At 40.6% G+C, this 24854-nt stretch carries 42 protein-coding genes; all 42 read right to left on the bottom strand.

Annotation, left to right across the window (positions count from 1 at the left end; translation table 11 throughout):
• Positions 1–11 precede the first annotated feature (11 nt).
• Complete coding sequence (locus D1970_RS08995) at positions 12–779, bottom strand: DUF6270 domain-containing protein (RefSeq protein ID WP_119112533.1); 768 nt, start codon at positions 777–779, stop codon at positions 12–14.
• A gap of 57 nt (positions 780–836) precedes the next feature.
• Positions 837–2579 carry a right-handed parallel beta-helix repeat-containing protein gene (locus D1970_RS08990; RefSeq protein ID WP_119112532.1) on the bottom strand — a complete coding sequence of 581 codons (1743 nt, stop codon included), beginning with the start codon at positions 2577–2579 and terminating at the stop codon, positions 837–839.
• 89 nt (positions 2580–2668) lie between these two features.
• On the bottom strand, positions 2669–4660 hold the full coding sequence (locus D1970_RS08985; RefSeq protein WP_181213246.1) for a glycerophosphodiester phosphodiesterase: 1992 nt from the start codon (positions 4658–4660) through the stop codon (positions 2669–2671).
• Positions 4661–4675: 15 nt separating this feature from the next.
• On the bottom strand, positions 4676–5458 hold the full coding sequence (locus D1970_RS08980) for a distal tail protein Dit (RefSeq protein ID WP_119112530.1): 783 nt from the start codon (positions 5456–5458) through the stop codon (positions 4676–4678).
• Positions 5455–7572, bottom strand: coding sequence for a tape measure protein (locus D1970_RS08975; protein ID WP_119112529.1), 2118 nt, complete (start codon positions 7570–7572; stop codon positions 5455–5457). The genes D1970_RS08980 and D1970_RS08975 overlap by 4 nt, the downstream gene beginning before the upstream one ends.
• Before the next feature lie 36 nt (positions 7573–7608).
• Positions 7609–7863 (bottom strand): hypothetical protein, encoded by a 255-nt coding sequence (locus D1970_RS08970; RefSeq protein WP_119112528.1) that lies wholly within the window; start codon positions 7861–7863, stop codon positions 7609–7611.
• Between the two features lie 44 nt (positions 7864–7907).
• Positions 7908–8312, bottom strand: a complete 405-nt coding sequence (locus D1970_RS08965; RefSeq protein ID WP_119112527.1) for a hypothetical protein — start codon at positions 8310–8312, stop codon at positions 7908–7910.
• A gap of 3 nt (positions 8313–8315) precedes the next feature.
• Positions 8316–8906: a hypothetical protein gene (locus D1970_RS08960; protein ID WP_119112526.1), complete on the bottom strand. Its 591-nt coding sequence runs from the start codon at positions 8904–8906 to the stop codon at positions 8316–8318.
• A gap of 8 nt (positions 8907–8914) precedes the next feature.
• On the bottom strand, positions 8915–9298 hold the full coding sequence (locus D1970_RS08955; protein ID WP_119112525.1) for a hypothetical protein: 384 nt from the start codon (positions 9296–9298) through the stop codon (positions 8915–8917).
• Positions 9295–9615 (bottom strand): HK97-gp10 family putative phage morphogenesis protein, encoded by a 321-nt coding sequence (locus D1970_RS08950; RefSeq protein WP_119112524.1) that lies wholly within the window; start codon positions 9613–9615, stop codon positions 9295–9297. Before D1970_RS08950 ends, D1970_RS08955 begins: the two co-directional genes overlap by 4 nt.
• Positions 9612–9914: a phage head closure protein gene (locus D1970_RS08945; protein ID WP_119112523.1), complete on the bottom strand. Its 303-nt coding sequence runs from the start codon at positions 9912–9914 to the stop codon at positions 9612–9614. Before D1970_RS08945 ends, D1970_RS08950 begins: the two co-directional genes overlap by 4 nt.
• A complete protein-coding gene (locus D1970_RS08940; RefSeq protein WP_119112522.1) occupies positions 9908–10207 on the bottom strand; it encodes a phage head-tail connector protein in 300 nt (99 codons plus the stop codon). Before D1970_RS08940 ends, D1970_RS08945 begins: the two co-directional genes overlap by 7 nt.
• Before the next feature lie 34 nt (positions 10208–10241).
• Complete coding sequence (locus D1970_RS08935; RefSeq protein WP_119112521.1) at positions 10242–10436, bottom strand: hypothetical protein; 195 nt, start codon at positions 10434–10436, stop codon at positions 10242–10244.
• A gap of 12 nt (positions 10437–10448) precedes the next feature.
• Positions 10449–10607 (bottom strand): head fiber protein, encoded by a 159-nt coding sequence (locus tag D1970_RS08930; protein ID WP_119112520.1) that lies wholly within the window; start codon positions 10605–10607, stop codon positions 10449–10451.
• Positions 10608–10657: 50 nt separating this feature from the next.
• Positions 10658–11608 carry an SU10 major capsid protein gene (locus D1970_RS08925; protein ID WP_119112519.1) on the bottom strand — a complete coding sequence of 317 codons (951 nt, stop codon included), beginning with the start codon at positions 11606–11608 and terminating at the stop codon, positions 10658–10660.
• A 12-nt stretch (positions 11609–11620) separates the two neighbouring features.
• Positions 11621–12217 (bottom strand): phage scaffolding protein, encoded by a 597-nt coding sequence (locus D1970_RS08920; protein ID WP_119112518.1) that lies wholly within the window; start codon positions 12215–12217, stop codon positions 11621–11623.
• Positions 12218–12460: 243 nt separating this feature from the next.
• The gene (locus D1970_RS08915; protein ID WP_119112517.1) at positions 12461–12664 is read right to left on the bottom strand and encodes a hypothetical protein; all 204 of its coding nucleotides are present in this window, start codon (positions 12662–12664) and stop codon (positions 12461–12463) included.
• A gap of 45 nt (positions 12665–12709) precedes the next feature.
• Positions 12710–13033, bottom strand: coding sequence for a hypothetical protein (locus D1970_RS08910; protein ID WP_119112516.1), 324 nt, complete (start codon positions 13031–13033; stop codon positions 12710–12712).
• 35 nt (positions 13034–13068) lie between these two features.
• A complete protein-coding gene (locus tag D1970_RS08905; RefSeq protein WP_119112515.1) occupies positions 13069–13272 on the bottom strand; it encodes a hypothetical protein in 204 nt (67 codons plus the stop codon).
• Positions 13272–13535, bottom strand: coding sequence for a hypothetical protein (locus D1970_RS08900; protein ID WP_142921009.1), 264 nt, complete (start codon positions 13533–13535; stop codon positions 13272–13274). The genes D1970_RS08905 and D1970_RS08900 overlap by 1 nt, the downstream gene beginning before the upstream one ends.
• On the bottom strand, positions 13532–14476 hold the full coding sequence (locus D1970_RS08895; RefSeq protein WP_119112513.1) for a phage head morphogenesis protein: 945 nt from the start codon (positions 14474–14476) through the stop codon (positions 13532–13534). Before D1970_RS08895 ends, D1970_RS08900 begins: the two co-directional genes overlap by 4 nt.
• Positions 14454–15896, bottom strand: a complete 1443-nt coding sequence (locus tag D1970_RS08890) for a phage portal protein (RefSeq protein WP_119112512.1) — start codon at positions 15894–15896, stop codon at positions 14454–14456. The genes D1970_RS08895 and D1970_RS08890 overlap by 23 nt, the downstream gene beginning before the upstream one ends.
• An 8-nt stretch (positions 15897–15904) precedes the next feature.
• Positions 15905–17158, bottom strand: a complete 1254-nt coding sequence (locus D1970_RS08885; RefSeq protein ID WP_119112511.1) for a PBSX family phage terminase large subunit — start codon at positions 17156–17158, stop codon at positions 15905–15907.
• Complete coding sequence (locus D1970_RS08880) at positions 17148–17636, bottom strand: terminase small subunit (RefSeq protein WP_119112510.1); 489 nt, start codon at positions 17634–17636, stop codon at positions 17148–17150. Before D1970_RS08880 ends, D1970_RS08885 begins: the two co-directional genes overlap by 11 nt.
• 192 nt (positions 17637–17828) lie before the next feature.
• Positions 17829–17963, bottom strand: a complete 135-nt coding sequence (locus D1970_RS22890; protein ID WP_259339604.1) for a hypothetical protein — start codon at positions 17961–17963, stop codon at positions 17829–17831.
• 366 nt (positions 17964–18329) lie between these two features.
• On the bottom strand, positions 18330–18506 hold the full coding sequence (locus tag D1970_RS22320) for a hypothetical protein (RefSeq protein WP_181213245.1): 177 nt from the start codon (positions 18504–18506) through the stop codon (positions 18330–18332).
• Positions 18507–18923: 417 nt separating this feature from the next.
• The gene (locus D1970_RS08870; RefSeq protein WP_119112508.1) at positions 18924–19352 is read right to left on the bottom strand and encodes a DUF722 domain-containing protein; all 429 of its coding nucleotides are present in this window, start codon (positions 19350–19352) and stop codon (positions 18924–18926) included.
• A gap of 145 nt (positions 19353–19497) precedes the next feature.
• A complete protein-coding gene (locus D1970_RS08865) occupies positions 19498–19842 on the bottom strand; it encodes a hypothetical protein (RefSeq protein ID WP_119112507.1) in 345 nt (114 codons plus the stop codon).
• Positions 19843–20040, bottom strand: coding sequence for a hypothetical protein (locus D1970_RS08860; protein ID WP_119112506.1), 198 nt, complete (start codon positions 20038–20040; stop codon positions 19843–19845). It lies immediately after the preceding gene.
• Positions 20037–20327 (bottom strand): PDDEXK family nuclease, encoded by a 291-nt coding sequence (locus tag D1970_RS08855; RefSeq protein WP_119112505.1) that lies wholly within the window; start codon positions 20325–20327, stop codon positions 20037–20039. Before D1970_RS08855 ends, D1970_RS08860 begins: the two co-directional genes overlap by 4 nt.
• Positions 20328–20442: 115 nt before the next feature.
• On the bottom strand, positions 20443–20985 hold the full coding sequence (locus D1970_RS08850; RefSeq protein WP_119112504.1) for a dUTP diphosphatase: 543 nt from the start codon (positions 20983–20985) through the stop codon (positions 20443–20445).
• 113 nt (positions 20986–21098) lie between these two features.
• Positions 21099–21545, bottom strand: a complete 447-nt coding sequence (gene ssb / locus D1970_RS08845; RefSeq protein ID WP_119112503.1) for a single-stranded DNA-binding protein — start codon at positions 21543–21545, stop codon at positions 21099–21101.
• A complete protein-coding gene (locus D1970_RS22315) occupies positions 21538–22068 on the bottom strand; it encodes an HNH endonuclease signature motif containing protein (RefSeq protein ID WP_181213244.1) in 531 nt (176 codons plus the stop codon). The genes ssb and D1970_RS22315 overlap by 8 nt, the downstream gene beginning before the upstream one ends.
• Positions 22069–22153: 85 nt before the next feature.
• A complete protein-coding gene (locus D1970_RS22310) occupies positions 22154–22327 on the bottom strand; it encodes a hypothetical protein (RefSeq protein ID WP_181213272.1) in 174 nt (57 codons plus the stop codon).
• Between the two features lie 99 nt (positions 22328–22426).
• Positions 22427–22549 (bottom strand): hypothetical protein, encoded by a 123-nt coding sequence (locus D1970_RS22885; RefSeq protein ID WP_259339603.1) that lies wholly within the window; start codon positions 22547–22549, stop codon positions 22427–22429.
• Positions 22542–22694 (bottom strand): hypothetical protein, encoded by a 153-nt coding sequence (locus D1970_RS22305; RefSeq protein WP_181213243.1) that lies wholly within the window; start codon positions 22692–22694, stop codon positions 22542–22544. The genes D1970_RS22885 and D1970_RS22305 overlap by 8 nt, the downstream gene beginning before the upstream one ends.
• Positions 22673–23209, bottom strand: coding sequence for a hypothetical protein (locus D1970_RS08835; protein WP_119112502.1), 537 nt, complete (start codon positions 23207–23209; stop codon positions 22673–22675). Before D1970_RS08835 ends, D1970_RS22305 begins: the two co-directional genes overlap by 22 nt.
• Positions 23202–23591, bottom strand: a complete 390-nt coding sequence (locus D1970_RS08830; RefSeq protein ID WP_119112501.1) for a hypothetical protein — start codon at positions 23589–23591, stop codon at positions 23202–23204. The genes D1970_RS08835 and D1970_RS08830 overlap by 8 nt, the downstream gene beginning before the upstream one ends.
• The gene (locus D1970_RS08825) at positions 23585–23866 is read right to left on the bottom strand and encodes a hypothetical protein (protein WP_142921007.1); all 282 of its coding nucleotides are present in this window, start codon (positions 23864–23866) and stop codon (positions 23585–23587) included. Before D1970_RS08825 ends, D1970_RS08830 begins: the two co-directional genes overlap by 7 nt.
• Complete coding sequence (locus tag D1970_RS22300; protein WP_181213242.1) at positions 23826–23978, bottom strand: hypothetical protein; 153 nt, start codon at positions 23976–23978, stop codon at positions 23826–23828. The genes D1970_RS08825 and D1970_RS22300 overlap by 41 nt, the downstream gene beginning before the upstream one ends.
• On the bottom strand, positions 23971–24144 hold the full coding sequence (locus D1970_RS22295) for a hypothetical protein (RefSeq protein ID WP_181213241.1): 174 nt from the start codon (positions 24142–24144) through the stop codon (positions 23971–23973). Before D1970_RS22295 ends, D1970_RS22300 begins: the two co-directional genes overlap by 8 nt.
• Positions 24145–24152: 8 nt before the next feature.
• Positions 24153–24833: an ATP-binding protein gene (locus D1970_RS08820; RefSeq protein WP_181213240.1), complete on the bottom strand. Its 681-nt coding sequence runs from the start codon at positions 24831–24833 to the stop codon at positions 24153–24155.
• Between the last annotated feature and the right edge of the window lie 21 nt (positions 24834–24854).

The raw sequence follows: 24854 nt of genomic DNA, 5'->3' as shown, positions 1-24854 counted from the left end.
AATATCACAACCTAACTATTAATTACCTGTAAATTTTCAAAGAAGCTCCTGTAATATTTTTTGGTATAGTGTACATAAAAAGGGCCCCAAGGATGATGGAAATCAGCAAACTGTGAATCTGGAAAAGGAATGCTGTCAATATGATAACGACTTAGAATGTGATCATCTAACGTATTCCACAGGTTGTTATATTTATCAACGTCTACAGAGTACATTCTTCCCGATTCGCTTAATCGTTTTACTTCTTCGCCATCGATATAAAAATCAACAAATCGAGCTTTATTAAGAATGATTTTTGCATTAGGCAAAAGGTTCATCAGAAATTCCATAAGTCGATTTGCGCTCTCTTTCCATATTTGAAGAAACTGCTGTTTATGGTCGATTCCATTTATTTTTTCAATCGACCCCAACTCTTTGTAAAACGTAGTGGCAGGAAGTTTCCAAGTGTTATGCGTAACAAAAGAATTTCCTAATTTAAAAACACCAAAATAAACATCAGCAAAGAAGTCCAGGATTAGAATGTCCGGATTCTTCTCCACCAACCTATCGAGAATATCTTTTTTAAATTCCGCTTCAATATCCTTTTTGTAATACTCATGTTTAAGGTTATCAATTTTATTTTCGTTGTATCTCACTGGTTCTGACATGACGGAAATAACAGAGCTTTGCATTTGAAATATGGTGCATTCATATTTTTCCTGGTAGGTTTCATTGAACAAGGAATTAAAGTTATCTCTCGTTGCACATGACCCTAAGATACCAACTGTCAATCTGTTCATAGTTGCCCCCTCCTTGCTTTTTATATTATCAAAACAAGAAGAGGGTGAATATACTGTTTAGGCAACGAGATTGTTTGTAGATGTGATAGAATTACCACTTAAATCATTCAAATTAGATGTAGAACCTGATAATTTAAGGTCATTCATTATTATCACATTATTGTCACAACCTGAACCTACATATATACCGCTCACTGGTTTATTCGTTTGAGTCCCTGCTCTTATAACATTATTGACTATCCTGTTTGCATCAGAGTTAGTGACAATGATAACATTATGACTTCCGTCATTAGATTGGTTATTTGAAGCAATAAAGCAATCACTGACTGTTATGTTAGTTGCATTTGAAGCAATCTGCACCCCATGTCTGTTGTTCAAATGTATCTGGCAGCTTGATATTCTTACATCTTTTGTATCATGAACATAAATCCCATGCGACCCATTACCCTTAACAATACAGTCACTGATTATTACGTCTGGATGTTCAACGTTAACTCCATGGCCGGCATTATTATAAATATAATTGTTTGTGACGATTATTGAATAACCGTTGTTAAAGATTGTGATTCCATTTGTTGCTCCGCCTGTTATATTGTTTCCTTTAATAATACTTTGGCTCGAGTATGATGATTCAATGCCATTACCTGTACTTTGTTTAATATGATTATCCGTGATTGTGCATTCATAAGCGCCGTCCAGTTTCACCCCGCCTGTTACAGCAAGCATTTTATTACCGGAAATAACCGCTTTTCTGAAAATTAATGCATTCACAGCAAAATCTAAAGTAGTATCAAAGACATTATTTCTAACAACAATGAAGTCATGAAACACGCCAACATCAGTTACGTGTGTTCCTACACCGCGGCCAACATTATTGAAATAGCAGTTTTCAACGGTTACATTTTCGCAAGGTGTTTTGTCGTATGCCCCGAATAATGGAAATACATCATAACTCTTTGCTAAGTCAATTTGAACCGCCTCACTAAACGCTCGTGTGCCATTATGCGTGAAACCTTCGAATCTTGATCCGTGTATACGCACGTTTTTAGATGAGTTCATTTCGATATGGTGACCGTTGTATACGTTCTTTATAACCACATCAGCAATCTCGATATTCTTCCCATGCCCGAACGAAATTCCGTTGCAAGTTGTCGGCATTGCTGCGCCATCCAACTCGATAGTTCCGCCGATGATTTTTATATTTCCGTTTCCATTGTATCCGGTGAATAAATCAGTTGATTTACCGTTTGTTAAAACAGCGTAAACTGCGTTGTTTTGGCGCTTTAGCACCGCTTTTGGGTGCATTAATAACGTTGTGTCACTTGTAATTATGAGTGTTTTATCTATTAGATAAACGCCATCAGGTACGTAAATTGTGCCTTTTTTATTTAGTGCGTTCTGAATGGCATCTGCGTCAAGAGTCACTCCATCCCCTTTAGCGCCATATTCGCGCACATCTATCCAGCCCCGATTAACTTTGTCTTTTGCAGATAACAACCCAGGTAGTTCTGCTTTACTATCTGCTGCCATAGGTAAGTAGTTGTCAAGTAAGGCTTTTAATGTCGTGAATGCCTGACCTGTGTAATCGACCCTTGCCTGTGCTGCTTCGACTGATGAGTCGCCTTCTACAACGATGGTATCTAATTGCGTTTGAACGCTGTTCGCTTTCGTGACAGCATCCGTAGAATCTTTTGCCGCCTTATTTGCTTTGACAACAGCATCCACTGAATCGTCTATCGCTTGATTCACTTTTATATAGGCTGTTTTCCATTTTTCTAAAGGTATTAATTTGTTGCTCATTGTGTCACCTCCAAAATAAAAAGGACACCTGATGGCATCCGTTTATGTGTTGCTATTTATGTCGCGATATTCTCCAACCGACGTAATGATTAACCACCTTGCCTTACAATATTGATATTTTCAAACGTAACCCCACTGTAATTTCTGCCTAAATGAAGATATCCTTTCCGGAACGTTGTATCATTAATTGTCATAGTGTGCCCTGTGTCTGTTCGCGTGATAATAATTTGAGTCGCTGTTGCTTGAATCTTTATTGAAACCTGCTGACCAGCTGCAATAGCCGTTGTTGCAAGAGAAGTGCCTAACTGTGTTGCTGTGCTACCGTTGCGAAGAAATAATTCGATTGAGCCACTTTCGCGAATTAACAAGTTATACCCACTTGATGTATTGCCGCTGGTATTTTGGTCATCGAAGTAATCGTTCGGTGTACAAAAGACGATGCTGCCCCACCGAACACTGCTCACAGAACTAACAAGATTCATTTTTGCTGAAAGTGTAAATGCCGAACTTAACTCTCCTGCCCATCCTTGCATACAGAAATCTCGTAGTGTTCCGCCATCTGTCCAACCAAATTTATTCGGGCTGACAAACTCGCCGCGATTGCCCCCTAATACTCCGTTACCATCGACAGGAGGTTGAAACATGCCGTGTGAAAACACCTGGTCACGAAACGAATCCCATTCGAGTACAGGAGAAGCGCCTTTTACCCATAATGGATCGTCCGAGAAAAAGCCGTGTACACCCATGTTTAAGTATTTCGTGTGTTCGTACCGCCTGTTTACTGTATACATGTAAACCTTTAAACCAGCGTTTATACAGCTAGTGACATAGGAATCTGGCAAAGTAGTCGATAGTCCGACATGCTTAATCCCCCATCCTAAGATAGTAGCCGGGGTCACATCGTCACTTGCTTTAAGATAGATAACCGGAATTTTTTTGCTGATTGCATAAGTTAAATCAGGCGCACTGAATGATTGAATAATTACATTGTCTTGCAGATTGTATTTGATCATCGTATCAACGAGTTTTGTATTGATGCCCGCGCCTTTTATTTCCGGAGCATATACAACCTTGTTGCCGAACTCGCGTAACAAGTCCTCGAACAATACAGGCGTCCCTGCCCATCCAGGCAACAAGTCTATTACAGCGCTTTTAAATCCCATCGCTGAGTAATAGTCGATTGACCCCGTTTTGTTTGTTGTCCGTTCCATCGTATCATCATGATGTACAATTAAAGTTCCGTCCGTTGCTTGCCTAACGTCCATTTCGATTACACTTAAGCCCATGTTTACACACCCGCGATAAGCCTCTTGACTTGATTCCGGGAAGATATTTTTGGCACCTCGGTGTGCGAAATAAATGGGCTCCTGCAAATCTGAAAACTTAATACCGCTTAGCTTTTTATTAACGCCATCAATATTAAGAGAAATATTACTAACTTCATCTTTTGTCGCCTTTTCAGCCAACTGTGCAGTAGTCTCATTGACCGCCGCAACCACACTATCTTTGTTTATCGTCTGTAAATTGCTTAGCGCGCCGATTTTATTATCGAGTACACTTACATCAGTACCAACCAATCTATCTGCTTCGCTCTTCGCATAATCCCCTTGGGTCTGTGCATGCGATGCCGCTGCGTTAGCTGTTATTGTTGCTGCCTGTGCATCTGTTGCCGCCATTCTCATTGTCGCAACTTGCGTGTTAATATCCGCTTTAAAATCCTCGATAAGCGATACATTTAAAGCAATCGCTTCCTCAGCCTGTGTTTCGCTCATAGGGTCAAGTGTTCGTTCTATAACAATGCTTAGAAATCCCTTCCGTGGATAGTGTCGTATCGTTCCATCCGCTAACGTGACATGAAATTCACCGACATAATTTCCGACATAAAGTGAATCAGCAGCATTAAACACGTATACAAGAGAATCGCCAATGATATCAGCATCTGCATTGATATACGTCTTGTCACCTGAAGTCATGACAAACTTTGCTGTTGCGCCTGTTAAATCTTCCGGCAATCCGTTTGATGTAGTCGGCATATACTCAATACGGTCGTTTGTATCATTTCGCTTAAAAAACGTAACCATATACGCCCCTCCCATCTATATATATTGACTGTAAAATTTAAACGATATATTCACGCTTGTTCCTGTGATGGTCACGTTATTTTCACCCGGTAGCAATTCAATAAAATCACCAGTCATCAGCGATAATGAATTAACTCCGTTTACCTTGACCGTGTAAAACTCTCCGTTAACTTCTACGATGTTTGCTGACTCATTTAGTGTAAATGCCTTGCCGTTTGCCGAAACCGTTACAGCACTGTGCAGTGAGCTGATAAACATTGTTGGGCGAACAGCGATACTACCGTCATTAATAACTGTAATTGTCTGCTCTCCATTAGTGGTAAATTCGTACTCCGCTCCGATTGTAAAGTCACTCATGACAGGTATGTCGGAATCGACTGCGATTTCATCAGCACTGACCAAGAATTTTGCGTAAGGTTTGTGAGCAACAAAAGACAAATCAAATTGTCCTGTGTCCATCATCCTTTTGATGTCAATCTTCCCATCAAGTTTAACTTCATAAAACTTATCTGGCTCGTAATCAAACGTAAGCTTTATTGTTCTTGGCTTACCATACGGATCCAATAAAAAAGCCACAAGCGCACGTAATTTGCGTTGTAGCTCGTATCTGTCATATTCAATCATTGCAAACGGCAGCTTAAATTGTCGTGAACCCCATTCAGAGCCAAAATCCCATTGCCCGTCCATGCCAGGGATAGTCATTGCCTTTTCTCTCATTTCAGGGGTCATTGGGTGGTAATGGTCTTTCAAAAACAGCAATCCGAAATGACTTGGTGCATATTCGTCAAGTGTTATCATACCATCACCACCCCTTTGCTCCTTGCTGCTTTTACTGTTAAATCACGTAACTCTTGAGCGATTTTCTTGATATCCACTTCTTCTCTGACGATGAATGTCGCTCCGCTCATCATGCCTTCGAAATTGATTGTATTACCCATCATTTGCTTTGTTTCACTGGTTGTATCAACCTTTGAACCTCTCGGCAGGCGCACTAGTTCTGGGCCACGCTCACCGACCATTGTCAATCCGCCGGGTGCGAAGTTTGTACCTGTCGCATACCAGTCTACACCAAGAGACGGCATTGCTTTAAGCCAGTCCTTTGGATTCATTGACCAGTTTTTAACCTTGAAGTGTGGCATTTTTATGTCAGGGAGTTTCAATTTCATATTTCTAAAAAATCCTTTGATTTCTTCGACAAATCCCTTAACGGCATTCTTTGCAGTCCTAACCGGGTTCATGATCGCATCTTTCACTTTTCTGAAGATTGACAGTGCATTGTCCAGCACTTCACCAAATCGAGTTTTGATGTTGGAAACAAATGGGCCCATTGTATTCTTAACTGCAGAAATCATGGAGTTCCAAATGCCAGTTCCTTTTGACCGCAAATTGTTAAAAGTGGATATAATGTTATCTCCCCAACCCTTAAACATGTTTACGATGTCATCAACGAACGACCTGAATGAGCTAATACCCGAAGATATAAAGGATTTGATACCACCAAGGAACTTGCCAATCATCAAGAGATTGAATAAATTCCATAAAAATTCAAACGCTCCAGAGAATAATTGTTTTATTCCTTCCCACATCAAAGAAAAATCACCAGTAAATAACCCGGTGAATATTTTGATAACCCCCATTATGATGTCAAGCGCTCCGGATATAATCCCTTTGATATTCTCCAAAACTGTTTGTATGACCAATTGGATAGCCGGCATAAAAAAACTGATGATTGATGCGATCATACTCCATGCATTTTGTACAGCTTCGACAATCTGAGCACCGTTTTCATCCCAAAAGGCTTTCAGTTCCCCGAATTTTTCTTTCACAAAGTCAATTGCATCTTTTAAAATTGGCAGTGCAACATCTTTGATGGATTTAAATATCTTGCTAAATGACTCACCAACGTTCCCGTCACCAGAGAATGCACTCTTGACAAAGTCCTTATATTCTTGTATGCCGTTTTTTACTGCACCAAATGCCCCGCTAACACCGTCCGTAAACCCCTTGATGTTATCAGCCATCCCAGGAGGGAAAAGACCAGCAATTGCACCTTTTAAACCACCGTCTTTCAAATTGGAAAGAAATTTATCTAAAACAGGCATGACATCTTCGAGCACGCCTTTCATCTTTTCGAAAGCGCCTTTTGTCAGTTCTCCACTAATCATCTTCAAGTTATCTTTAAGTGTGGAAATCATACCAGTAAAGGTTTTACTTTGTTTTTCAGATGACCCTTCCACACCTTTAGCGATATTATCAAATGATTTTAGATATATATCAGAAGTCAATTTCCCTTCACTAGCCATTTTCTTTACATCAGCGACAGTTATGCCTAATTGGTCCGATATCGCTTTGTAAATCGGGATACCACGGTCCTGTAGCACGTTTAAATCCTCGGTATAGGCTAACCCTGCTTGGCGCACTTGTGACATTTGACGGGTTAATTCCTGAGCTTCTGCAGCAGGAATGTTGAATGCACCGGATACATCAGCAACCTTGGTTAATTCGTCAAATAAGGCTTTGCCTTCGAGTCCGGCATTGTGCATGTACTTTGCCATCATATCGACTTGTTCCGTCTCAAATTGAGTCGTCTTGGCGAATGTCGCAATCTCTTTCAACATATCCTTAGCTTTTCCTTGTGTGCCTAAGAGTGTGGTCCATGCTACTTGGCTGTTTTCTATCATCGAATTGTAGTCAATCCCGACTTTACCGATGATGCCCGTTAGTGTCACCAGTCCAGCTCCGGCCGCTGTAGCCCCAGCTACCACCGCACTTCCCATTAATGACCCGGCCTTACCAAAGAAACCACCGATTTTACTACTTGTTCCCTCTGCTTTTTTATCAATGTTATCTAGCCCGCGTCTCGCTTCCTCATCACGCAGTGCAACCGTTCCCCATAACTTAAACAGTTCCAAATTCTCACCTTCTTTCGAGGGCAAACAAAAAGCGCACTAAGTGCGCCCCATGCTTTTTAATATGTTTTCTGCATCTTGCAAGATTTCTTCCTCTGTTAGCCCAACTGAAGTTTTCGGATCACTTGCTGCTTTCTTTAACTCCCTAAGATACACGTTAAATGGCTGTTTTTTCTGCGCTTCTGTATCTAAGGTGAGCCAGTATTCCCACACTGTTTCCTCTAATTCCTTTTCTCTAGCCTTGCTTAATAGCTTTAAAAGCTTCTTAGGCTTCAAACGATACACAATATCCATGCCCTTATACCGCTTTAAAAGGAAGTCGAGTGTTTCGTAGTGGTCTACTGTTTTAGAAAGGAGAAAAAATCAAGTGAATCCTCGTCTTTCGCCAGTTCTTTCAGCACCACTAATGGAGTTGAAATAGGCATTGTCTTTACGTTTTCCGGTTTAACCCCGATTAATGATGCTATCAGCTCGGTGAATTCTTTATGGACCTTATAATATTTTTTCGTTAAATCAGTGATAACCTTTAAAAAAACAGCTGTACCTAAGCTCTCTAACTTTTCCTTATTCTTCTTAGATGCTTTCACTAATTCTTTGGCTTCTGTTTCATATTTAGCAAGATCAAAATCTGTTTTATCCAAGATCATAGAAATGATTTCAGTATCATCGAAATTCAATCCCCTAACCTGATATTCCTTTCCTTTGATCTTTACAGTGGAAATCACTCGAATCTCTTTATCCATTCATCACACCGTCGCTTTCGGGAAATAGATTTTCACTGGCAATACACCTGTAGTTGCTTCATCAGGTCCGATATGAGCTGCAAATTTGATTGGCAATACTGCTTCTTTCTTATCCTCTGGTTTAAGGTTAAGCCCTTCGATAGATAGAGCGTTTTCGAGGATAATTACAACAGGTTTAGAACTACCTGACACACGTCCGACATAAGCGATATTATCGAGGTAGTCTGTTGCCTCAATTTTTCCCTTTGGGGTAATCACATCATAATTCGTATCCGATGTAAGCGTTGAACCTGCGATCGCCAGTTTAAGATTGGCTGCTGTTTGTTCCAATAGATTGACAGTCAAGACCGCTTCTTCGCTGTCAACGACTTGCAATCCTTTAACGCGGCCTTTTACTCCATCAATTGGGATTGGACGGATTTCTTGCGAGTAGGAAAACTCGTTGCCGCCCTGTGTTGCTCCCAGCGCTTCACCCGAGAATATGCCAGTTGCTTCAGCATACGTGACATTTTTATAAATCGCTCCGGCATCCAATAGGAGGTGGTCCGGCACACTTGCGTTATAGCCAATTGTTTTTACTTGTTCTATTGCCATGTATTTCACTACCTTTCATATTGTTTGACTGTATATTGTAGTTGCCTGCGCTTAATACTTGTATCTTCATCTGGTATCATAAGTCGGTTTTCACGTTCGAACATGAGGAATTGGTTCATATCCGTCACCCTGAGCCTGTAAAGCAGTTTATCAACTTGGCTTGTGAGGTTTTCTAAGGCTGTTGTATCTGTCCTGTTATCCCATATGTCAATGATTAAGGAGTAATCTTGCCTATCATTTTCTACATTCAGACTGTCAGGCAATTTAAAGACGATATAAGGGAATTTAGGTGGTGCGAGTGTAATACTGTCTTTCTCTGGCGCTTGCTCGAAATAGACAGGCTTCTGCGCTTGAGAAAGCAACGTGAAAAGATATTTTAGTAGATTCATCATAGGCGCATCAACTCGCCGATCAGATTCTTAATCCGAGAAACGTTTTCCATAACAGAACTTCTTAGCCAAGGTTGAGAACGCTGACGAGAACTACCTTCATGCACCCATAAGCCATAGTCCGTGCTGTTGCCGATAAGCACCTTTTGTTCTTCCGATACAACTTTATAATCGTTAGAATCCCTCAACTCCCCTGTTTTTACAGGAGACCGCGCCTGAGCTTCACTCCTGACAAACTCCCCTACTCCGGTCAACGCCCTTTCTTCTGCATCATCCAAGGCTCTCAACACACTTTGAAGGTTCGACTTATGCTTAATCATGTAACCGCCCCCTTGTATTCGAGTAGAATTTCCAAGTGACGGTCCATGTTCATCGGATTGTCCACGTTCTTTATGTCGTATTGCTCATTGTTGAGGAGTACCCGGTCATTCTCGGTAATGTCAGCAATGTCACCAATTAGAATATGGGTTGAGCCTGGGAAGGTTTTGTCTGCTTTCACAAACTCATTGCCGCTTAACTGATCGAGTGCTGTACCGTAATTTTCAATATGATTCGTCCACGTTTCGATATAACCGCCAAATCCATTCGATACGGTCGTCACACGCTGGATTGTCACCATGTTAACCGCCGCCTTAAGCCTTTGGTGATTGATTTAGGATAATCCTCACTAAACGTAGCAGAGTAGCGAGAAAGGCTTTCAGCGCTTACTCCAGCCTTTTGGTTGAGGTTGTATTCAATCATCTTGGTTGCGATCAATTCATATCCAGTTGGATAACCATCAACATAATCATTGTTGCAGTATCCTTTGATCCAATCCTCGACCAACAGTATTAATTCGGTTATACGCTCGTCTTTATTTGTCCCGCTTATCCCTAGGACGTTTTTTGCTTTTTGGAGTGTCGTTATTGACATCTTTCACACCCTCTTTCATGAAAAAAGAGAGAGTTTATTTTCCCTCTCCTTCTCCCCCTTCTATTTCCTCTTCTACTTCTTTTTCTTCTCCCTCGCACACTTCAAACCCTAATTTTTTCAGCAATTTTTGTTCCTTCTTATCTTTTGTTTCCAATACACCATCTTCAAACTTCCCTAATAGAGTATTAGTTTCAGGATTCCAAACTAAACCAGCGCCTTTAAATTTCATGTTTCATTCCTCCTATTTCATTAATCCAGCATTTTTAAGTTTTAATAATAATGCATTAAAATCTGTTTTCAATGTTGCTACATCCGCAGCTGCACTATCTGCTTGTGTTGGCATTTGAATGACTTCTTTTAAGGTCTTATCAATACGAACATCGTCCTGCAATTTACCCATTCTATTCCCTCCTCAAATAAAAAAGGTAGAGGAAAACCCCTACCTTTTCTTTAAGATGTTGCTAGTCCTGTGATAGAACCGTGTAGTGAAGCATGACCATGTGCCAAACCAATTTGGCCGAAGATTTGTCCTTCTTCTGCAGCTCCTTTTTTTCCTAACTCTTCATAGAAGAAATTACCTTTACCTGGTACAGGTTGGAATACTGGGGAAATTTCGCTCATTTCGAACAAGCCGATTGAAGATGCTGGAACCATACGGTCAAGCACAATCCCGATGTTCCCGAAATCTGTTTCGATTTGTTTGATATTGACTCCGCCGACATTACGATCTTGTGGAGCATAACCGTAAACTTGAGACAGCTTTTGTTTTTGGAATCCGTTTGTGAACAGTACCATGTTTTGGAATTTAGCACCGTTATTAAACATTTGGAGCAATAAAGCATCTACTTTCGCTTTATCTAACGCAGCTCCTGCAGCCGCTAATGTGTTAATAGTCGCAGCAAGAGCAAAAATACCGCGTGTTTTATTTGCTACGTTTGCCGCTGTAGCAACCTGATACACACCATTAAGGAAAGTAAAGTTAACATCACGCGCAATTTTTTCTAATTTACGCGCGATTTGGAAATCCTTCTCTGATGGTGCATTATTTTGCTGCCCTTGTGTGTTTAATCCTGATAGACGGCCGCCATTGGACTGTTTCGCATAAGAGATAGAAATCGTTTCTTGGAAAATCTGTGTTACGTTAGTTGCTTGACCGCGGACAATTTCCTCTGCAGTTGGCGCAGTTAATGATGCTGTTTCGGTGATAGCTGGCTGTGCTGCTGTTGGTAAATCGTAATCAGAATAAGTCGGAAATTCGAAGTTGGCAGTTTGTTTACCACCACCAGATAGACCACCGATCATAGTTAAGAATGGTGTATTGACTTGTGAAGCTGTGAAAAGTTCTCCTGCGTAGTTTGGCAAGTTCCAAGTTGTTCCTGTTCCATTTACATTTGCTGGCATATATTATTCCTCCTATTCTTCCCCTTGGAAGATTCTATTTTTGATTGATATTGCTAACGGCATATTCCCAGTGCTTACCGCTTTTTCGTACTCTGTTTGAAGATTGGTTTGGTTTGCTGGTGGCGTTGGGTCATTGTTTGGCATTCTGCCCTTCAGTCCTGGTTCTTCAAACAAATAAGACTTGGATTCTTTCAACGCTTTAAGCGCATCGTCCAAGCCTTTCACCGCTCCATCATCTTGCAGCTCCAGTCCATCCTTTTTGATGAACGCAAGCACATCGTTTGCATCCTTCGCGCCCTTTGCTGCCAGTTTGATAGCTGTATTCAGTTGTGTTTCCTTGTATTTCACTTCCCAATCGTCATTGGTTTTTTGCAGACCTGCAATTTTCGCTTCGAGTTCCTCATTGCCTTTAACTGATGTTTTCAGCTGACCTATTTGTTCGTCACGCTGCTTTAATTCGGCTTTGAGATCCTTGACTTCTTCGTTTTTCTCGTTGAATTTCTCTTTCGGCAACCAATTCCCATCATTCACGACCGCAAGCTTCTTATCTCCTGCTTTCTCGATGACTTGATTGTATAGGTCTTCACCTAATAATTCTTTTAAATCCATTTATATTCTCCATCCTTATTAGTTTTTTTGGCGTGTAACCCTCCACGCTAAGGAATGCGTTTCTTTATGGTGTCTAACCTTTAAAAAGACACGAAAAAGCACTTTTTAAAGCGCCTTGTTTAAACCGTTGCTATTCTGTTTCCTCTGTTATCATGACTTCATATCCATCCTTGACTATAGCTTTGTTATCCGCAACTGAAGCGATAAGCTCATGTGTTTCCTTATTGTAAATGGTAACGACTTTCATATCGTCGCCCCTCTTCTTGCTTCTATTTTCAACTTATGGTCTAACTTCTTTGCAATTTCGTTGATATCTACTGTAGTAGTTACTGCTCCACATTTGAAAAACATGTCTGTCGATGTCTTGGATTTAACATTCAATTCTCTGAACCTATGAATTTCTTCCGGTGTACCATTTACCATTAAACCGTCAATCGTTGCTATCATCTTCCCACTCCTCACTTTTAACGACATTCAGCAAGCCGAAAAAACTTATTCCATACCGTCAATAACGATTTTCGGGCCACCAAAGTACAGTTTGTTATCCTTCAAAACTTGATATAGCACAATACTCACTCGATTTACCACGTCTTCGTCCTGTTCATTGAATCCAGCTTCGTTAAAACAAGCGTGTAGCATTTCATGGACAAGTGTTTGCTCTTTTTTAGTTTCTGATAAACTATTTAATATTTCGATTTTGCTAGCACTATAACTACAGGAACCAGCGTAATTAACACTGCCATCAATAATGACATTTTCAACTTCAACCACTTTATATTCCACACCAGCCACATTCACTTTGCTCGGTATCATCATTTCACCCCACGAAAAAAGACACCCGAATGGATGCCTTAATCTTGATTATTTAAAAATCCTTTAATATCAAATTCTCGTCCTAATAACTTTTGCAATTCAAAACGAATTAAATCCTTTGTGTGTCGATTTGTATTTGGGTCATTATAGACACGCTTAATAAGAAGTAAAACTTGTCTCGGTAACCCAACATCCTTTAAGTCAATGACAAATGGACTACTTTTATTCTTAGAAATACGCATCACCCCTCTAAATCAAATATTGTTTTAATCTTATGAAATTGATTTAATTTTTCTGCTGTTTTATCCTCGTGAAAGTCAGGATGAAGTTCATTTCCATCTCGGTATACCGATAAAACACGTTTATCGTTTTCCCAAATATTCAATACACTATCTTCATCTTTTTTGAATGTTTCTATAGCCTTTTGCTCATCATGGGTTGCGATTTCTAAACCAGTTTCATCATAATACACATGCGTTACTGTATAAATTTTCGTAGTCATCATCCCTCAATATTGGATTTTTTCCACTCTTCATAAGTGGTGTACTTGATTACCTTCGTCTTGCCATCCTCGCCCCTTGATGCCCTCACAGTTGGCTCATAACCATCAATAACGCTTATATAGGTGCATCGGCAATGAATATTTTGCCCTGCCGAATTGTGCCCTACAAAGCTTCCTGGATACATTGCTTCTGCTCCGTTGTTCTTGAATGGTTCGTCAATGTTGACTGTTTTTCCATCAAGTTCCTGGTGGTTTCGGCGAGTTTTTTTATCAAGAGTAGATACCCATTTCTTTTTTAATCTTATGCCCTTTGCTTGGGCTAGTTTCATGGAATCATAGCGCCCTGCATTCTTTACACGGTGACTTTCAGTTTGTGCTACTCGAATCGCCTTGGCAGCATCACCCTCGAATGTTTCTTTCAAGCGTTTCGCCATCTTTTGATACGACTCACCGAGTATTAAACCTTGTGTTAATTCCTGCTTCACTGAGTATATCAGATTTACCCTATTCTTTTCCAGTCGTTCAGTAAGGGTCAAACCGCTGATTGGATTTTGTACGGATGCTATCACTGTATCATTACTGACAGGCATATAACCAATGCCCCCTATTTCGCTGTAGGAAGCCGTATCAAGCGCATAACCAGTTGAGTAATAGGATAACTCATAAATATCTTTCAAGCCTTGTTCGAGTGTTTTAGCGTTCTTTCCGGTTAGCTCCATTAACCGCTTCTTCATCTCTTCTTCGATAGTCATCATACGGTTATATTTCTGCATCTCAACGTATGATAGGCCATCAGCCGTACCATATTCATAATAAACCTCGGCCATGTAAGCCCTGACTTCTTTCAAGGCAAGAGAATAAGACTTAATCAGTTCTTTTTCGGTTAGTTCAGCTAATTTTTCGGCTTGGGCATCGAATTGTTTAAGATTGTTTTCCAGGCTCATTGTTGTTCACCTTATTCTGTTTGATTGGAGTTTCAAGGTCAACGTATGCCTCTTTTTCTTCCTCAATCCTTTTCATTTCCTGTTGCAAGTCATCCACCCAAGGGTGATTCGCAAGGATGGTTTTCTTAGAGATAATCCCCGCGCTCTTTTGAGCAATGTCAGCAATTTCAAGCTCATTCACCATCATAGTGCGCTTGAACGTGAAATCAACCTCTTTGTAGTCGAATTCACCTTTGCCTGATATACTCAGATATTCGCAAAGAAACCACATCAACTCTTGTAATGCTGGTCTGAATTTACGCTCTAGCGTGCTTGCTTTCAGATCGAGGAGTGAATACAAAAATTCAAGTGCAATCCCCGATGGGCTATTCCCAAACTTATCCGTGCCAACATCTACCCCAAAGCCAAATGTGAATATCGACTCTCTCAGCCTGTCTAAATGGCTGTCAATCGAAGCAATAGGCATTTCCTGTTTAAGTGTGTCCACTCCGCCTTCTGAATCGACTTTGATTGTTTTGTAGTATCTTAGATTTCTTTGGAACTCACCTAAATCAGTACCATCATAGCCCTTTAGAATAGTGATAAGCTCCTGGATTTCATCAAGCGTATTCTGATTGTCGGATACACGTTTATCAAACGAGTCAATCGACTGCTTGTAATACGCTAAATCGCCTTTCTCCTGCTCGTTGTTGCGAAACTTAATGAAAGGTACTCTGCCCCAACCATAACCTTTCATATTCTTTCCTGCGCCGTAATAGAAGTGTGATTGCGGATTTTCCTCTACTGACGGATCAGGAATGTATTCACCATTTGATTTTACATAGAACCAAACTTGTTTGTCATCCGATAACTCTACACGGATTGTTTCTTCGTCAACCAATACATGAGGATAATACCGGATCATGTAAGCGAGTTTTCTATTCCGTTTATCCGCATAAACAGGAATACATTGTTCGGCAGGGATCTGCATGAAATCAAACTCGCCATCTTCATCAATGAAAGGGTGTAACCACTCTTTCCCCTTGTTCGACGCTGCAACGACTAACTCATTCGCTGTGTCATCCCACTTCTCGCCAAGGTATTCGTTGATAAACTCGGTTAGCTTTTCATCATCGGCTGAGAAGTTGATTGGCTGACCGACAAGGTAAGCTGCTTTCTGATCTACGAGAAGCTTATGCCACCCGTGAGGGATTTTGTTGTTTGTTTTTTCATTGTCAACAATCTTTACATCGTCTACAACGGCATATTGTACACGCTTGGTGATGTCATTCTCATTCTCGTAATACCTGACACCTTCCGCCATTTTAGATGTGTCGTGATTGTCGATATACTCTTTAATAAGCCGTTGATGCGCTGTTGCTGAGTCTTTTTGCATTTGCGCTGCGAGTTTTTCTGTTTCTGTTGGTGTGTTCGGGTACATATTCTCACCTACCTTAAAATTGAAATGCTGCTTTGTTTCATATCGTCCTCAAAGGCGTACCTGGTGGCGTCTATTGTGTGATTGTCTTTATCCTCTAACTTCGCTTTTGGATTACCGTCTTTATCAGTCTGGTAATCAATGTTCTCAAACTCTTTCGCTATGTTCGGTGTACGCTTCGGATCTATAATGATTTCCTCTAAGTCATCCAGCCACTTTTCACCATACTCAACACTACCCGGGCCTTTCCTGGCTCCTTTTGTCCTCACTCCATACGATTTCATTTCTGCAATGGATTTTGGTTCTGCTGAGTCGGATGTCGTGTTGGTATCATGATAGCTTTTTTTCTTTCTCCATTCGGCCGCTTCTCTGTTGGAGATTTTCACCCCATACAGTTCGTCCATGGCATATATCTTTTTCCTCGTCTTGTCGTAATGCCATCTAACGAACGAATAAGGGTCTGTGGCATATCCCCAGTCTTCACCCTGACGGATATTATCAAATGATTTGATTTCTTCGTCTGTAATTGTTCTGAATTTCAGATTATCGAACGGTACAACACCAGAACCGATTGCCTTACCGAGATATTCCCATTCGTACCTGAGTAAGTTTCGCTCTTTTGCTGCTTCTGCTTCTTCAATGAACTGCTTGGCAATAAAAGGATTATCTAAATAAGTGGAATGGTGAACGAAAGTGTTGTCCGAGACAAACTGAGTTTCATATTTCTTGTTCACCCATGATTGCTTTCTTTTTGGTGGGTTGTAAGAGTAAAAAAATTTATAAAAAAGACCATCGTCCAATTCTCCGCGCAATAAGGAGTTGGTGATGGTAGTTACTTCGTCTTCTGTTTTGAATTCAGCTAATTCCTCTATCCAAGCGATAGCAAACGGGAAGTTAGCCGATTTCAATGATTTAATCCGTTCTGGTTCCTGTGCCCCTCTGAACACCATGTAATTCCCTCTGGGGATATAAGTAATCCGCATAGGTGATTTATTCACCTTGAACAAATGGCTTATGCCCTGCTCGCTTATCGCCCATTTGATCTGCTCGAAAATAGACAGTTCGATCGTGTTATCTACTTTTCTGATACCAACGCCGTTAACCGGGTATCTCATAAGCAATTGAACAATGATATGAGCAATATCTGAGGACTTACCAGAACCACGGCCGCCTTTGCAGACGATGTTCAATATTTTCGGATCTAGCGCCACTCTCCAGACAGTAAAGAATGCTTTCGGGATGAATTCGGATAATTTACGTTTCATCCTCTTCACCTATATCGTCAACGAATGTGACAGCTCCCTGAACATCGACAGTTTGTTTGTCTGTCCACATGGCGTAGCGCTTGCCAAGAAGTTCAGCCGCTTTATTCGCATCAGATAGCTTAGATGGAATTTCAACTATCTCAGAAACTTCCTCTTCAACAGTTTGCTTCTTCCCATCTTCATACCAACTTCGACTTCTTCTTAAGGTAACAACCTGGTGTTCTTTTTCTTCTCTTCGCATTACCTTAGTAAGATAACGCAACACTTCATCTTGCTTCGCGATCTGTTCATCTTCTTTTTCAGCCATTCTTTCATCAATAAGTTTCTTAACCGAGTAATTTGCGAGTAATTTCCTTGCATTTGCTTCTGCTACTTGTCGGCTTGTGGCTTTATAGCCTGCATCAATATAAGACTGAGTCGCATTCCCTGTCTCAATGTAGTAATCAGCAAAACGCTTTTGTTTTTCTGTTAGTTTCATTACATCCTCACCGCCTCCTAATAGTTCCTTTACATCCTTTAATCTTCTTAATATTTAACATGTAAGACCACTCCAAAGGTACATAAAGCTGCCGTTTACAATCTAAACATTTATACTCAGCTCCACCTGTACTAGAGGTTCCTATATTCACATAGCGGTGATTTCTAAACTTAGATTTAATCCACTGCATCATCATTTATTTGTTACCGCCCCGTGTCGATTTCGTTTATACGTCTGCTTGTTCATTCCCATTAATTCTTTTATATCCTTTTCGCTTAGGTGTTCTTTTTTATTAGGTGACTTATCCTGTTGCTTATTCTCTTTCATAAACATCACCTCTTTATAATCATAAAAATGCAACCAATGATGCTTAGGCCTGTCAGAGTTATCAGCTCTGCCCCTTAGCAAGTATCCCTCTGCAGCGGCATTGGTTACATTTGTATAAGCATAAAAATAGACGATACATGAGCGGCAGGAATCGAACCTGCCACATACGGTTTTGGAGAACGTCTCGCCACCTTGGTACATGCCCATAAAAAAGCGGCCCTGCATAGTCGCAGTGCCGCTTTACTAATTCAAATACACCTGAGATAAGGTGTTTCCGCACCTTATAAACTTCTTACAATACAATAATATCACGGTTTTTAAGCCCGAAAGTGCAATTATAGTGCATAATTGAATCGGACTGCGAAGTTAATCTATCTTCCAAAATCCTTGATTAATTTTATTTTCAATTCCTTCTAAAGCCTCTAATCTTCCGTTATGATAAGACACTTCGTTATGTTCATCTCGGTTATTTGCGTCAATAATCCACGTTTTGATTTCCTCGATTTGAAGTCTTAGATTTTTCAAAATTTGTTCCCTATTCATTTCTTCACTCCTTTTGCGTCTAAGTTTTCGTCAAATATGACTTTTCCAACGTTTGCAATTGCACATTCCCACCTAAGTGTGTATTACTTAATAATTCTTGATAGCTTTCTAATAGTCCATTCTGCGATTTTAAAAATTCCCATCCTACCTAATATAATAGTTAAATGTCTTTTTAATCTTTTCACCTGAAAATAAAGAGTATCATGCATTTCAAACCGCCCTTTCCTTCGCAATTTATTCGAAGTATAACACTAAAGCCTTAAGCTAATTGGCATTGCTTTTTCTAATGCTTCATCTTCGTCTTTTGCTTCAACCTTAATGATAACAGTAGTTCCGTCAATAAATTTTACCTCAACATCATATTCATTCATCCGTTTATCTCCTTTATTTTTCGTTATACTTTATGTCAATTATTCATTACCGCCATCCCAACACTTCACCTACTGCATAGACAATTTCATCTCGCCAGTTAAATGCTTGTCTTCTGCTGACATGTAGTCCTTCAGCTATCCCTTCCCATGTTAAGGTCTGTGGTCTTGTCCAATACTTTAACCTCACCAACTTTTGATAATCCTCTGGCAAGCCTGTAAACACCTTCTCAATGGCGTGTGCCACTTCTTCCAGCCTTACCAACTTCTTATGAGTCGCCAACCTTGTACCGATATTCTCTGTTGGTGATGACGGAAGAGAGCTTCTTCCCCCACCTACATTCTCGTCATCGTTTTCATTTGTGAACATGATGTTCTTCCGCAGGAATTCAATTTCCCTCAATGTATCTTGATAGCTGTATAACTCTGATTCTATATGTTTAAAAGTGGCTTTTTTCAGTTTTACCAATGCTGACATTCCTTATCCCCCTTTACTCGTTCTCCGCTAACACTTTGCACTGCTCGCAAACTTCATAATTAACATCATGGTATTCTACTTCTGTTTTCGCTTCGTTTACTTCGCACAACTCACAATATTTCATGGTTACTTCCTCCTTTAGGTTCTACCAATCACTCTGCACCTTCGCGACTGTCTGCAGCACGCTCGCTTCTGTCCTCGTCTGTTTCATTGACTCCAACCCCGACAAATACATTTCTTTCGCTATATCCCGTTCCAGTCTCAGCTGTGCTATTCTCTCTTCACCCTTCGCCAAGTCGTTGATAAGGGTTGCAGGAAACCCCTCACTCTTAAGCTTCAAGATCTCCTGCCTTAGTGCCACCTTGTAATTCCGTTCCGCTTCTGCTTTGGCTGTGGCTAGGCTGAATATTTGCTTTGATGCTACATTCAGCCTTTGTCTTACTTCCCGCATCTCTGCTATAACAGAGGATAGTTCTATTTGGTTGGTCATTTACTCGCCTTCTTCAACGTGAATAGTGAAGTTTGTGAATTTTGCTTCTCCTTCACATTCATCAACAATAATCTCGGCTAATTCTTCCTTCATGGCTTCAATACGTATTTTTCTTTCATTTTCCGACAACGCTTCGTATGCTTCTGTTTCATGTTTAGGCATATTTATTTCAAATGTGAGCGAGGTAATTATTTTCATTTATCCATCAGCTCCTTGAACTTATCTAATGTCATGCACACAATCCATTGCTTGTTATCCGTCCTAAGTGCTACCGCATCCGGTTTTTCTCTTTCATCCTCTATCCAATCGTAAAGCTGTTTAAATCCTGATTTCCGGCGTTTTACTTCCCACGCTAACCCTAACCCTATAACATCATTTGCGTATCCTTCCTGTGCCCCTGACAACGGTACACGAAGACCGCCTATCAACTTAGCAAACTCCCTTTCGGCTGACTGCCCTTTCCTTCTCGATTTCAACCCGCTCATTTGCTTCTCCTGTCGTCATATATTTCCTGCAGCTTGTCCGGCTCCAGTGATTTCAGATATTCATAGCTGTAACTGGTGATCATGCTTAGTATGGAGATTAGTTCGTCCTTTTCCATCAGTATCCACGCTCCTGTCTTGCATGATTCTCTGCATTTTTCTCGAAATAGGCTTGTTCTACTTCTTCCCAGGTAAAGCCGAGCATTTGTCCGAGCCTTACGTATTCAATAAACAATTCTTGCCATTGCCCAAATTCATAAGTTTCGAGTTGAGCTAATTGAAAGATAAGTATGAAATGGTCAGTAACGTTTGGCTCATCGCCACAATAGATTTCTGCAAACTCGCAATCACCTGATTCAGGAATTTCTAACTCAATCCCTAACTCCAAAATAAAATGCAATCCGTCCACGTATTCTTCAAGGAGTGGGTTTTTCTCAACCCACCGATTCCCACCATTACACTCGCAATCATACTTTAGGTACTTCCCTTTCACTCTTGGCTTCTGGTCCTTGCTCCAAAACTTGAACCCCCGCCACTCATTCGCGCATTCGCCCAACTCAACCAGCAATGCCAATATCAGCTTGTCAAACCTGTCCGGCTCATTATAGTCAATTCGGTCACGTAAGACTTTTTGCGCTTCGAATAGTCTTTTAAGATTCATCCTCCGTACACCCTCTCATCCAATTCCTTTAATGCTTGCATTCTATATTCAGTAAACCGGGCCAAGAAGAGTAATTGGCCCAGTGTGCAGTTTTTAAGATTCATAGTTTCCTCCTAAAATGGCAAGTCATCATCTGAGATATCTATGTTGCCACCGCCTGCAAACGGGTCATCATCCACTCGTGTGTTCTGTGGTGCTCTCTGTTGCCCCTGTGCGCTTTGGTTTTGGTTTCCGTTACTTTGCTTCGGCTCTAGGAATTGAACGCTCTCTGCAAGGATTTCTGTCACATACACACGCTTTCCGTCATTCCCTTCATAGTTGCGTGTCTGGATTCTTCCGTCCACTCCAGCAAGACTTCCCTTTTTCAGATAGTTGGCAACGTTTTCTGCGGGTTTACGCCAGACCACACAATTGATGAAGTCCGCTTCCTGTTCTCCTTGTGCGTTTTTGAATGGACGATTTACCGCTAATGTGAATGATGCTGTTGGTGTGCCGTTCGGTGTATAGCGTAAATGTGGATCAGCTGTTAATCTTCCTACCAAAACTGCTCTATTAATCATTCGAATCATTCTCCTTTAAATTAAATTCTTGAATTTTGTTATAAATTGTCTTTCTGCTAACCCCTAATTTTTGGGCTGCCTTAGTTGGTCCGTATTCTTCAAGAAGAAAAAGAAGCATTTCTTTATCGACTTTTTTATATGAATGGTGATTCCCCTTAACAGAAAATCGCTCTTTTGCTTTGCGTCTCATTAATTCCTTTGTTTCTTCGCTTCTGGAGATACCTTTATGATGAAGTGCTGTATGCTCACCGTGATCCATTAACGAAAGGTTTTCTGCGCGATTATCGTGTTTAATCCCGTTTTTATGGTGAACAACTTCGCCGAGCTCTAGATATCTACCTAATTTCATTTCCATCACTACTCTGTGTTCAAAAACATAACCGTGAACAGAATCACTAAAAGGATGCGATTTTATGCACAAAGCCACATACCCTTTTGGTGTTCTCTTCCTGCCCGTAACAGTATGCATATTCCCAGCGATCGGCAGCGAATAAAAAGTCTGCTTAGTCTTAGGAGCTGGCATTTGTTAAACGTCCTACAAGAATTACTCGATTAATCATCTATTTATCCACTCCTAATTTTTCTTCGTTTTTGATTCGGATTGTGCATCAAACCTTTTGGATTATTTTAATAGCCTTATCAAGTGATAACTTTTTCAGATAACATTGATACCCTAATTCTAAAGTATAGGCAGTTCCTTCACTCAAAGCATTTTCCTTCTGAATTTCTTCAAGACTTTTACCGTTATTTCTCATTTTTAAATAGACTTCAATCGTCACCATGTTTCATCCTCCTTAATGCAAAGTTTGTGTCAAAACCGAACACTAATTCTCTTGTCCAATCCGCTCATTTGACACATAATGAAAATTGGATTCTTATAGCTATTTTTCTATGAAAATCAAAAATGTCGTTCCTTCTAACTTGCTTTCGCATACCTCAATCACTTGTAGTTTGTCCTCATCCACTGTTTCTTCCGTCCACTCACGCACATACAGCTTAGTCATTCCGCTTAAACCGTTTTAGAGATTGTCTGGCCGTTCTGTCCACTTGCTTTTGTGCTTTATCTCTTGCTGGTATGATGTGCGCTAGGTCTTTGTATTCTTCCCGTATCACAAGTTTTTGGAAAGCTAACTGTTCTTCTGTTGACATCGTTTTATCTCCTTCATCATGAATTTTTTGTATAATTCATCTGTCGGATTCTCGATGTGTCCTTCCATCCATAAATCGTATTTATCTTTGTAGTAATGAGGCCCAAAACGTTGGATGAACATTTCTCTTACCGCATTGTAAAATTTCCTGTTGAAATGAATCCCCACTGTATGGTCATTATGGTGTAGGTTGCATAACGGCAGCCCGTTTGTTATTACTCCTCTACCACCCTTCCCATATCCTTTTTCATATACGTGGTGGTGCGATATGTCAGGGTTGCCACATACGAAGCACCATTCACCCCATATCTCTTGTATTTCCTTTTTTGTCTTACGGCTAAATTCACCACGTTCTTTCCAGTGTGGTATCCTGCGATTGTGAAATACTTCGACGTTCTTATTTACTTTTGGCTTTTTAGTGTATACTCGTTTCTTTTTGAATTTTGGAGTGTCCTTATCCTTCTGATGCCCTCTCAACTGAGTTTCCTTGGAATAAGATCTCACTTCATCAAACATTCATTTCAGCCGCCTTGATACCGATTAGCGCCCATAGGTGTTTGTTTTCGTTTTTGTACTTCTCAATTTCTCCACCAGCCACTTTGAGCCAGTGCTTATGACTTTCTAAGTCGGCATCAACTCGTTCTAGTTTGCCGAATGTACTTTGATATTCTTCCTGTGCTAGATCACGCTCTGATTCGAGATTTGCGATGTATTCCATCAACTTCACCGAAACAACCGGATCCCCCATTTGTTCCTGAACATATCGCAGCGTTTTTTCAAGTTCTTTCTTCGTTCTACAAGCTATTTCAACAGGTTTTGGAACATCCTCGAAATTCATATTCGGGCCGACAACCGCCTGCAATTCCATTTTCGCCATTGCTTCACTCACATTCACCATATGTTCCACCCTTCCCTTGGCGTAATTTTGTCCTTGCTTAACCGATCCAGAGAGAGCAAAAACACACTCAACTCTGACTGCTTGAAATATGCTGCTATGTCCTTGATGCTGATCCCTGCTTCCCACAACTCTTGAAAAGCAATTACGTCCGGTGCTGACCAGTGCCACTCCACTTCCTTGACGTTATCCATCGCAGTGTATATATAGCGCCGTCTGTTCTTCAGATACTTCGCTTCAAGCCTGCCTGCTGATTTCAAGTTCATGCAGCCTTTCATATTCCGCCAACCTTTCTGCGAACTCATCCCATTCTTTTTTTACTTCCGCTTGATCTACATTGACCGGGGCGAATTGATACGCCCCTGGCATGATTTGAGTTACTTCACCCATTATCTTCAATTCCTTGCGTGCTCATTTTTTCCATTGGCGTGCCTTCTGAAGAATCTTCGTACCCTTGTGTGTACGCCCATTCAAACAGGTATCTTTCATGATTGTTTAATTTTCTTTCTAGAAGCTCCTCGGTATATTCAATATGCCCATTCAACCCTTTAGCCATTTGACACCTCACATAAAGTCTTTTAATCTATAATTTTTCCCGTCCATTTTTACCGCTTTGCAGTCTTGAAACATTCTGCTGAAATCACGCTCTCCATACATGTGCATGAGTTCTTTTCCAGTGAAGTTCGTTGTATAGACTGTTGATTTTCCAACTCGGCTGTCAATGATCTCATAAACCTTTCCCTTGGCCCATGTAGCTGCTTTGTCTGTCAGCCCTTCCCTATCTATTCCCAAGTCGTCCATAACCAGTAAATCGACCTTCTGAAGCGCTGTGAGCAGTTCTATTTCGGTTACTGTACTATTTCGGTTGTAAGTAGCTTTCAATTCTGTCATCAGCCGAGGAACAGAGATAAATATTCCTGTGTGCTTTTGCTTGATCAGTTCTTTTACGATTGATGCTGCAAGATGACTTTTACCGATTCCGGGCTTTCCTTGCAGTAATAATCGTTTCCGACTGTCGAATGATTCTACATATTCCTGAGATTGTTTTAAGGCCGCTTGTTGTGTTTCGCTTTGTGGCTTGTAGTTTTCAAATGTTGCCTGTTCCAAATCAACGTTCATCAGGCTTTTTTCCTTGAAGGCCGATAATAGTTCATCAACCTCCCTGTTTTTAATTAGCAGACTCATTTCGTCTGATACCTGCTTGTCCTCTTTGGCGATAACGTCACAGTGAAAGCAGTATTCCACGCCCTCTTTGAGTAAGTATTT

It is taken from the genome of Mesobacillus zeae (assembly GCF_003570705.1).
GTDB classification, from domain to species: domain Bacteria; phylum Bacillota; class Bacilli; order Bacillales; family Cytobacillaceae; genus Mesobacillus_C; species Mesobacillus_C zeae.
This window is presented reverse-complemented; position numbering and strand designations above follow the sequence as displayed.